Origin of the sequence: Methanobrevibacter sp. (assembly GCF_045586545.1) — an archaeon.
In the GTDB taxonomy this organism is placed as follows: Archaea; Methanobacteriota; Methanobacteria; order Methanobacteriales; family Methanobacteriaceae; genus Methanocatella.
In genome coordinates this window covers 1-9,739 of record NZ_JAZNAN010000133.1, presented here as the reverse complement: position 1 = coordinate 9,739, position 9,739 = coordinate 1, and the positions used below count along the sequence as shown (strand labels likewise).

Below are 9,739 nucleotides of genomic sequence, written 5' to 3'. Positions count from 1 at the left end.
ATTAAAAAAATATAAAAAATGGATAAAATAAATTTTTATCCTCTTCCAGTAGCTCCAGTAGCATCATTAACACTAATTGTATCTACATTATTTCCATCTTGGTCATATATTGTAAAATACCAGTATCCATCAGAATAATATCCGCTTCCAGCATAACATCCTGGTTCTTCAACAGCACTGTCAGCAATACTTTTTGCAGTAGAATAGGATAAATGGGTATTTGATCCACTAGAACCGGAGCCTGAACCTGATCCAGAGCCTGAACCTGATCCACCACTACCTGAACTTGAAGTTCCAGAACCGGAGCCTGATCCAGAGCTGTCTCCTCCTGAACCTGAACCGCCAGAAGTAGTTGCAACGGATGCTCCTGATCCATTATTTAAAGTGGAATTATTTCCAAGTCCACTTCCAGTATCATCATTAGGAGATGATATACTGGATAAATCAGAGAATATTGGGCTATCACTGTTGGTTATACCATAAGCAGTAACTGCTGCAGCGATACATAAAACAATAATAATTGAAATGATAATGTTTGCTTTATCCAATTTTATTCCTCCTACTTGTTGATTATAACTATAATAATAAAGATTAGTCATTCATTTAATATAAAGATTTCTATATAAATTTTTCAGTATTACTTATTAATGTTAAGGAATAAATATATACACGTTAGTTTCTAATTTCTATAATTGAGGTGACATATTTGAAAGATAGAGTAGTTATATCTCCTACAACTCGTCAAGAAGGCCATGCCGAACTCGTCATGGAAGTTGATGATGAAGGGATAGTTACAAAAGGTATGTATTTTAGTATAACTCCTGTAAGGGGTTTAGAAAAGATGGTGCTTAACAAAGCTCCTGAAACCGCTCCTGTTTTATGTCAAAGAATTTGTGGAGTATGTCCAATTCCACACACTTTAGCATCCGCAGAAGCAATGGACATGGCTTTAGGCATCGAAATTCCTAAAGCAGCAAAATTGTTAAGAAAAGCTGTCGCAGCAGCACATGGTATTAACAGTGCAGCAATTCACCACTTCTTAGTTGCACCTGACGTTGTTCCTGAGGACAAATTCGTAGATGCAGTTAACAGTGTAAGTGAAGTAAGAAAAACTGTTCAATATGTTGTAGACATGATTGCTGGTGAAGGTATCCACCCATCTGATATTAGGGTTGGAGGAATGGCAAGAAACATTACCCCATTCACCAAAGAAAGATTACTTGAAAGAATGACAGCTTTCAAACCAAAACTTGAAGCACATGTTGAATTTATTAAAAACTGTGTTGCTGAAGCTGGTTTACCTGCAGATTTAGGTGTTGTTAACCAACCATTAATGGCAATGGATGCAACTTACGGTACCAACGATTTCGATATGGACAAATTCTCAGAAGTATTACCTGAAGCATGGTATGATGACCCTGAAATAGGTAAAAGAGGTTGTTCAGTAATTCCATTATGGGAAGGTACTAATGTTGAAACTGGTCCAAGAGCAAGAATGGAAAAATTCTCTGGATTTAAAGATAAAGGTGTAGTTGCTCAACATGTAGCTCGTGCAGATGAAATGTTGAAAAACTACGAAGCTTGTATCGAAGCATTAGATGCAATCGATCCTGCAGCACCTGCAAATGTATCTTATGATAAGAGAGGAACTGGGGAACTCGGATTTGGTGTCATAGAAGGTCCTAGAGGAACTGATGTACACATGGCCCAAGTCAAAGAAGGTAAAACCCAATTCTACTCAGCAATTGTACCAACTACTTGGAATATTCCAACTATGGGTCCTGCAACTGAAGGATTCCACCATGAGTTAGGTCCACATGTAATCAGAGCTTACGATCCATGTTTATCCTGTGCAACTCATGTAATGGTAGTTGACGATGAAGATAAATCCATTCTCAAAAATGAAATGGTGAGAATCTAAGTGGAGGATAAAATAATGCCTTATGATTCGGATATAATCGTTATTGGATGTGGAAATATATTATTTAAAGATGATGGTTTCGGTCCAATAGTAATTAACCTATTACAAAAATATTTCAATGATAAAAACGATTATTACGATCCGGCTGTTACTTCATATGTTGAAGATGAATTTGATAAGGATGTTTTAAATCAAATTAAAGCAAAATTTGAAGATGTAAGTTTGCCAGAAGGAGTGCAATTTATTGACGGGGGTACTGCAGCTCCAACAAATTTCTTCCCATTGTATACTGAATATGATTGGAAAAAATTAATTGTAATTGATGTTGTTGAATTTAACGCAGAACCTGGAACCGTAGATAAATTTGATCCCAATATCATGCAGATAGGAAAGTATGACAATCCTCATGGTTTGACTGTCGAAGAACCTCTTCAAAAAATTTCAGAAAAATGTGAAGTAGTTGTTGTTGGTTGCAAACCAGCAGAAATTCCAACTCCGGATGTAGATGTAGGTTTATCCGAACCAGTTGAAAAGGCAATTCCTGAAGCTATTGATCTTATTTTAAATGAAATCGGGGTAAAATAATGTTTGATAAATTGAAAAAAGCTTTGGGCGGTTCTAAAGAAGAAGTCGCACCAAAAGTAGAAGAAAAGGTTGAAGCAGCTGCAGAAGCACCTGTTGAAACTGCTCCTGCAGAAGAACCTAAAGCTGCTGCAGCAAAACCACGTATTGGTTACATACACTTAAGTGGTTGTACCGGAGATGCAATGTCCTTAACAGAAAACTACGACATTTTATCCACTGTTTTAACTGATTTGGTTGACATTGTATATGGTCAAACTTTAGTAGATAAATGGATTCACGGTACTTATGCTGAAGAAATGCCTGAAATGGACTTATGTTTAATTGAAGGTTCAGTTTGTTTACAAGATGAACACAGTGTTCACGAATTATTAGAAGCAAGAAAAAAATCTGGATTAATTGCTGCATTCGGTTCATGTGCAATGACCGGTTGTTTCACAACCTTTGCACGTGGTGGTCAACAAGCACAACCTAAACACGAATCTTTCGCACCAATTAGTTCATTAGTTAAAGTCGATTTAGCACTTCCTGGTTGTCCTGTGGCTCCTGAAGTAATTGCAAAAGTTGTAGTCGCATTATGTAATGGTGATATGGAATACTTACAACCTGCAATCGATAAAGCTGCTTGCAACACTGGATGTGGTTGTGACGTAATAACTAACGTTATTCGTAACGGATTATGTACTGGATGTGGAACTTGTGCTCTCGCTTGTCCTACAAGAGCTATGGACTTCTGTGAAGGTAGGCCTAGCTGTGACAGAGACAGATGTGTAAAATGTGGAACTTGTTATGCAATGTGTCCAAGAGCATGGTTACCTATAAAAAGAATTAAAGAGGAAACAGGATTATAGGAGGAATGAACATGCCATTAGGAACTTATAAAGAAGCATTATCTGCAAGATCTACTGATAGCAAAATTACAGATGTATCACAAGACGGTGGAATTGTTTCAGCATTACTTTGTTACGCACTCGATGAAGGAATCATTGAAGGTGCTGTTGTAGCTGGAACTCCTGATGAAGATTGGAGACCTGTTCCTACTGTAGTAACTTCCGCTGATGAAGTTATTGCTGCTGCTGGAACCAAATACTCAATGTCCCCAACTTTAGGTGCTTTAAAAGAAGCAACCCGTCAATACGGATTAGAAAAAGTTGGTGTTGTAGCAACTCCTTGTCAAATCCAAGGTTTAAGAAAAGCACAAGCATATCCATTCACTAGATTTGTCGCTGAAAAAATCAAATTAATCATCGGTATCTACTGTATGGAAAACTTCCCTATGGCTTCTCTTGATACCTTTGCAGTATCAAAATTAGGATTTGACTCATTACAAGATGCTACCAAAATGGACATCGGTAAAGGTAAATTCTGGTTAACCAAAGATGGTGAAGACTCTGGTTTAGCTATTAAAGAAACACATGGTTACGAACAAGCAGGTTGTAACATCTGTATGGATTACGTAGCTGAATGGGCTGACGTATCAACCGGTTCTGTTGGATCTCCTGACGGATGGTCTACTGTTTTAACCAGAACTGATGCTGGTGAAACTATATTCAAAGCTGCTGTTGACGCAGGTTTAATCGAAACCAAACCAATGGACGAAGTAAAACCTGGTCTTCCTTTACTTGAAAAATTAGCTCAAGGTAAGAAAGACAAAAACGGCAAAGAACGTGAAAGAAGAGCACAAATGGGATTACCACTTCCTGTGGAATACTAATTCCACTTCTTTCTTTTTTTCTTTTTTTTAAATTAAATTTAAATATTTTCATATTCAATATAATAACATATTATTGGAGGTGAAAATATTAGATTAAATAAAATTCTATTTATATTTATTGTAATTGCTTTTATTTTATCTATTAATTTTGCTTTTGCAAGCGAAAACACAACTGATTTAGCAGTTAATGATGATGTTAGTCAGTTAGAAGTTGAAAATGTACAATTACAGGACAATTCAGATACTGATGTATTATCTGTTTGGGATGATGAGCCGGTAATTGCTCAGGAAAATTCTTCTGATGACATTCAAACTATAAACACAGGTAAAGTTACCAATAGATTTGCGGAAGGAGTTATTTACACTGCAACATTCTATGATGTTGATGGCAGTCCTTTAAAGGATACACTTGTGTACTGTTATGTTAGTTCCGTCGACTATTATAACACAACCACTGATTCCCAAGGTTTTGCAGAATTTGCATTGCCTCTTAGCAAAGGTTCATACACATTATTTTTAATCAATCCCGAAACTAGTGAAGTTGTCAATGATACAATCAAAGTATTTGATGTTTTAAAAGGAAACAAGGACATTGAAATGTATTATGACAGTGGAAAATACTATAAAGTTCGCGTATATGGTGATGACGGAAAACCTGTAGGTGCAGGCAAAAAAGTTAAGTTTGCAATCGGCAGTAAAACAGTAACTAAGAAAACTGATAAAAAAGGTTATGCAAAGGTGAAAATCACAGTTAAACCTGGAGCATACTATATCGGAGCACTCTATAAGGACTTCGCTGTTGTAAATGTTCTTCTTGTCAATCAGGTAATAGAGCCAAAAACAAGTTATAGTGCTAAAGTTGCCAAAGCCACAATCAAATATAAGGTTAAATTCCTAGGAAAAAATAAGAAAAACAAAAAGATTACAGTAAAATTCAACAAGAAAAAATACACTGCAAAAACAAATAAAAAAGGAATAGCAACATTCACACTTAAAACCCCTAAAAAGGTAGGATATTATAAGCTTGTTGCTTCTTACAAGAAGTCTAAAGTGACTTCAATATACTACAAATACTATGCTTAATGAAGAGAATCATCTCTTCATTTTTTTAATTTTAAATGGTTGTAACGGTACAGCCTTCTTTTTCTATAACGACAGTATGCTCTTTTTGACTTACGAAGTATCCTTTTTTCTCACGAAGTGGTGCATAAGGATAAATGGCCATTGCTCCAGCTAATTGTTTTAAAGCAATGTTTCCTCTTCTTTCACCGAATTCGTCTGTAATCCAGCGGCCTGAGAATGGAACATATCTATGGTTATTTTGAATGTATTTTAAAACTCTTTGAGTATTTTTCATTCTAAAAGGCTTATTTGCCAAATATGAAAAGATATAATGTCCCGGGGAATCATTTACCCATCCTTCCCCATTTGTTGCAAAAGGTTCAATTGCAATAGCCTGACCTTCTTCTAAAATAAAATTGTCATGATTGTCATAATTTGGAATGGAAATTCCTGCATGCAGATTATTTTGCTCTAGGCTATGGCCGGTTAGGTTAAAAATCGGATTCAATTTATATTCGGATATTGCTTCATGAACTGCAGCACCTATTTTTGAAACTTCAATGCCTGCTCTCGCTGTAGCTATTGCCGCTTCAAGACCTGCAGCTGATGCTTCTATAATCTCTTCATGTAAGTTAATTTCATCTTGAGTGTAGTTTTCATCAATGTTTCCATCGGCTATCACGGTTATTGCTGTATCTGCAATGTATCCATCAACCATTGCCCCTAAATCTAATTTTACCATATCTCCTGCTTTAAATTTTGTTTTATCATTTGCAGGTGAAGTGTAATGTGCGGCAATTTCGTTTATTGAAACATTGCATGGAAATGCGATTTCAGCACCGGATTTTAAAATTTCACTTTCTACATATTCTACTAAATCAATAACTAAAGTTCCATCTTTAATCATTTTTGAAGCTTCACCACGAATCTTTGAAGCAATTTTTCCAGATTCAATATAAGATTCCATCATAATTTGTTACCTTCTTAATTAAATAATTAATTATATAATTGATAAAGTTATATTATTATTTATATACACATTACTCTATAAATATAATTGGAGGTTAAAAAAATGGAAACTATTCCTACAATACCAGATCAGATATTCTATTTGATAATTATATTGATTGTTGCTGCTGTACTTATTATCATTGTTTTCCAATGGAGAAAAGTCGCACAATCTAAAAATTCAATATTAATGCTTGAAAAAGAAATTGAGCTTAAAAAGATGTCAATGGTGGAAAAAGACATTGAATCTAAAAGATTAATGGATAATCCGATTCCATTACCACAAGAACAACAAGACAGCCTTTCAGCTATCAGACAATCTACAACCGAAGTAAGAAGTAATGTAGGTTATCTTCACTCTGAAATTAATGAAAGATTAGCAAGACTTGAAGCTGAAACAGAACAAAGAAAACTTGAAAAAATGCTCAAGGAAATTGAAGCAAAAGAAGCTAAACTTAAAAAAATGAATAAATAGGTGGTAATATGGATGCTATGGAAGCAGTTGCCATAATAATTTTAGTTATTGCAATTGTTGTTTTAGTTTATTATTATTTATTAAACAGTCCTGAAAGTATGGATAAAATACGCAACTTTGTTCCAACAAGTGCTGATGCGCACATGAATGAAGTTCTAGGTAAAAATCCAGAATATGCTGATTTAACTAAGGAAGATTCTATTGAAAAAGAAAAATCAATGGGTAAAAGAATTAAAGTTAAATTAAGCGACATTGACATGTCAAGTTTAAATAATGAAGCTTTTTCTAATAAAATAGATGCATTTTTCGATGAAAAAAGCGATCAATTAATTAAAGATTGGTCTTTGGCTACAACTAATGATCTAGAAGAGCTTCAATCTAAATTCTCTGAAACTACAAACAATGTTGATAATTTGGAAAAAAGTTTTAATGAATTCAAAAAATCATCTGAAGAATTCCAAAAAGTCACTGAAGAGAAATTAGATGATTTAGATAAGAGGATTGAGTCTTTAGAAAATAATTAATTTTATTTTCTTATTTTTTCCACTTTTTCCGAAATGTTTATATATTATTTGAACAAAAGTAATAATAGTTGTAATACTATTTTTGTTCGTATAGCAGGGTGGGGTAGTCTGGTGATCCCGCGGGGCTCATAACCCCGAGATCCCTAGTTCAAATCTAGGCCCTGCTACTTTTAATTAATATTTTTCTGGCAAGTTAAAGACAGCTGCTGGTTTTTTTTAAAACTAAGGAAACTCCGCCCATCTAACAATACTATGGCGTTGAAAAACGTATACTGAGAAGTATGACTCTGGAGCAGAAACGACACGGCTTTTAATGGTTGACGATGATATTTAATTGAGGACATTAAAAGAAGCGGTGAAACGGCCATTCCATAGGATGCAAGAGCAAATTTGCCGATAATCGATTGTGTAGGCAAGGTAGTTCGCTAAGACGAATGCTGTTAAACAGAAGGCGGGTTACTCTTAACAGGCCATGAATATTAATTATATGATTATTTTTACTTTTTTTAGAAATTTTCCATTGTCAAATCAAAAAATATATGTTCTATGCAGACAAGATTTAAAATTGATTTCAGTTAATTTAGTTATTAAAACAAGTTGGACATTCATTTTTTTTAAGATTGTGTTTATGGAAGTGATTTGATGCATGTGATTGCAATTGAAAATTTCACTAAAGATTACGGTAATAAAAAAGGGGTTTTTGACGTATCTCTTCATATTGAAAAAGGTGAAGTGTACGGATACTTGGGGCCTAACGGAGCCGGAAAATCAACGACTTTAAGGCATTTGATGGGGTTTAGCAAAGCTGATTCTGGCAAATTGTCAGTGAATGATTTGGATTGCTGGAAAGATAAGACCATTATCAAAAAGGATGTAGGATATCTGCCTGGTGAAATAGCATTGCCTGAGGACATGACAGGAATCGAATATTTGAAGTTAATTGATAAGCTCAGAAAGACAAATGATTTAAGCTACGCAAATGAACTAATTGAATATTTTGAAATTGATTCCAGTGTGAAAATTAAAAAAATGAGTAAAGGGATGAAGCAGAAAATTGCAATTATAATGGCTTTCATGCATGACCCGGATATATTGCTTTTAGATGAACCTACAAGTGGTCTTGATCCATTAATGCAAGAAAAATTTATTAAATTGATAAATAATGAAAAGCAAAAAGGCAAAACAATAATCCTCTCTTCCCACATCTTTGAAGAAATAAGTAAATTGTGCGATAGGGTTGGAATCATTAAAAAAGGTAAGTTAATAAAAGAAGTGGTGATGGCGGATTTAAAGCATTCGGAAAATAAAACTTACAAAATCGAATTTAAAAATGATGAGGATTTTGTTAAAATAAAAAATGAATATCCAAATGCAGAAGTCGAAACAAGCAAAAAACAAGTTATCATTTCAATTACAGACAATGAAATTAATAATCTCATATCTGACTTATCTTCCTGCGACATACGCTTTCTTAAGGAAGAAAAACATACTTTGGAAGAATATTTCATGAAATTTTATGAGGATGATGAAAATGTTTAGCATAACATATTTTAACCACTTAATCAAATCCAATTTTAAATTCTTATTGGCTTTCACTTTTGTGCTTTGCGCATTTTTAATTGTAATATGCAATGTTTTCACACCTGAGACAATTAGCGGAATAAGCGATACCACAAAAGGAACAATAGCTTCAAATATTTTAACCGGCAACGGTTCATTAGTTAGCTTCTTGTCAAATTCATTCTATGCGCTCATGGCTATTTTTTTCCCAATGGTCTATTCAATTTTTGTTGCTAATAGGATGATAGCGGAAAAGGTAGACACAGGAAGCATGGCAAGTTATCTGTCCACACCTGTGAGCCGGAATACAATCACTGTTACAAGTGCGGCATATTTAATCTTATCTTTAATTGTAATGTGGTGTATTGCATCAATTGTTGGCATTATTGCTGCTAATGCTTTTCAACCGGATGCATTGGATGTGGATACATTTTTAATGCTTAATGTTGGTGTTTTTTTATATCATTTTGCTATAAGTTCAATATGCTTCTGTTCTTCCTGCATATTCAATACCTCTAAAAATTCACTGTTGATAGGTGGGGGTCTGCCTCTGATGTTTTTTGTAATCAGTTTATTGATGAAGCTGTCCGACTCTTTGGAATTTCTTGAATATTTCACATTAAATTCATTGTTTGACCCTTCCAGTATATTGAATAACAGTGGATACAGTCAGGAATTCATGATTATGGCCACAATAGGCATAATATTGTATGTTATTGGAATAGTGTGGTTTGAAAAGAAAGATTTGCCGTTATAATTGGGTATAATGGCAAAAATATAATATTCAATAGGTTCTTTTTTATTTATACTATTGACTAATTATAATAGCTTAACATAGTTAAAAAATTACTAATCTAAGCAATTAATTACTTACTAACCTGTTAAACAGAAGG

General features: G+C 34.2%; 11 protein-coding genes, 1 tRNA gene and 1 other RNA gene. 11 read left to right on the top strand and 2 right to left on the bottom strand.

What is annotated here, in order from left to right; genetic code table 11:
* Positions 1-35: 35 nt before the first annotated feature.
* A complete protein-coding gene (locus ACKI3D_RS10060) occupies positions 36-548 on the bottom strand; it encodes an endoglucanase (RefSeq protein WP_407394196.1) in 513 nt (170 codons plus the stop codon).
* A 158-nt stretch (positions 549-706) separates the two neighbouring features.
* Here ACKI3D_RS10060 and frhA point away from each other — a divergent pair, with 158 nt between their 5' ends.
* From frhA to ACKI3D_RS10035, 5 genes are all read left to right on the top strand, one after another.
* Positions 707-1,921 (top strand): coenzyme F420 hydrogenase subunit alpha, encoded by a 1,215-nt coding sequence (frhA, locus tag ACKI3D_RS10055; protein ID WP_407394194.1) that lies wholly within the window; start codon positions 707-709, stop codon positions 1,919-1,921.
* 15 nt (positions 1,922-1,936) lie between these two features.
* Complete coding sequence (frhD, locus tag ACKI3D_RS10050; protein ID WP_407394198.1) at positions 1,937-2,506, top strand: coenzyme F420-reducing hydrogenase, FrhD protein; 570 nt, start codon at positions 1,937-1,939, stop codon at positions 2,504-2,506.
* A complete protein-coding gene (frhG, locus tag ACKI3D_RS10045; protein ID WP_407394193.1) occupies positions 2,506-3,354 on the top strand; it encodes a coenzyme F420 hydrogenase subunit gamma in 849 nt (282 codons plus the stop codon). Before frhD ends, frhG begins: the two co-directional genes overlap by 1 nt.
* Before the next feature lie 11 nt (positions 3,355-3,365).
* Positions 3,366-4,217, top strand: a complete 852-nt coding sequence (frhB, locus tag ACKI3D_RS10040; protein ID WP_407394191.1) for a coenzyme F420 hydrogenase subunit beta — start codon at positions 3,366-3,368, stop codon at positions 4,215-4,217.
* Positions 4,218-4,628: 411 nt separating this feature from the next.
* On the top strand, positions 4,629-5,300 hold the full coding sequence (locus tag ACKI3D_RS10035) for a hypothetical protein (RefSeq protein ID WP_407394189.1): 672 nt from the start codon (positions 4,629-4,631) through the stop codon (positions 5,298-5,300).
* A gap of 31 nt (positions 5,301-5,331) precedes the next feature.
* Here the strand turns inward: ACKI3D_RS10035 and map are convergent, their stop codons facing one another.
* Positions 5,332-6,249 (bottom strand): type II methionyl aminopeptidase, encoded by a 918-nt coding sequence (gene map / locus ACKI3D_RS10030; RefSeq protein ID WP_407394187.1) that lies wholly within the window; start codon positions 6,247-6,249, stop codon positions 5,332-5,334.
* Positions 6,250-6,351: 102 nt separating this feature from the next.
* Between map and ACKI3D_RS10025 the strand changes: the two genes are divergently transcribed.
* From ACKI3D_RS10025 to ACKI3D_RS10000, 6 genes are all read left to right on the top strand, one after another.
* Positions 6,352-6,762, top strand: coding sequence for a hypothetical protein (locus ACKI3D_RS10025; RefSeq protein ID WP_407394185.1), 411 nt, complete (start codon positions 6,352-6,354; stop codon positions 6,760-6,762).
* A gap of 8 nt (positions 6,763-6,770) precedes the next feature.
* Positions 6,771-7,286 (top strand): hypothetical protein, encoded by a 516-nt coding sequence (locus ACKI3D_RS10020; protein ID WP_407394183.1) that lies wholly within the window; start codon positions 6,771-6,773, stop codon positions 7,284-7,286.
* Between the two features lie 92 nt (positions 7,287-7,378).
* Positions 7,379-7,453: transfer RNA gene (locus tag ACKI3D_RS10015), tRNA-Met, on the top strand.
* 21 nt (positions 7,454-7,474) lie between these two features.
* An RNA gene (rnpB, locus tag ACKI3D_RS10010) (RNase P RNA component) lies at positions 7,475-7,757 on the top strand.
* Positions 7,758-7,928: 171 nt separating this feature from the next.
* Positions 7,929-8,825, top strand: coding sequence for an ABC transporter ATP-binding protein (locus ACKI3D_RS10005; RefSeq protein ID WP_407394181.1), 897 nt, complete (start codon positions 7,929-7,931; stop codon positions 8,823-8,825).
* Positions 8,818-9,603, top strand: coding sequence for an ABC transporter permease subunit (locus tag ACKI3D_RS10000; protein WP_407394179.1), 786 nt, complete (start codon positions 8,818-8,820; stop codon positions 9,601-9,603). The genes ACKI3D_RS10005 and ACKI3D_RS10000 overlap by 8 nt, the downstream gene beginning before the upstream one ends.
* Positions 9,604-9,739 lie beyond the last annotated feature (136 nt).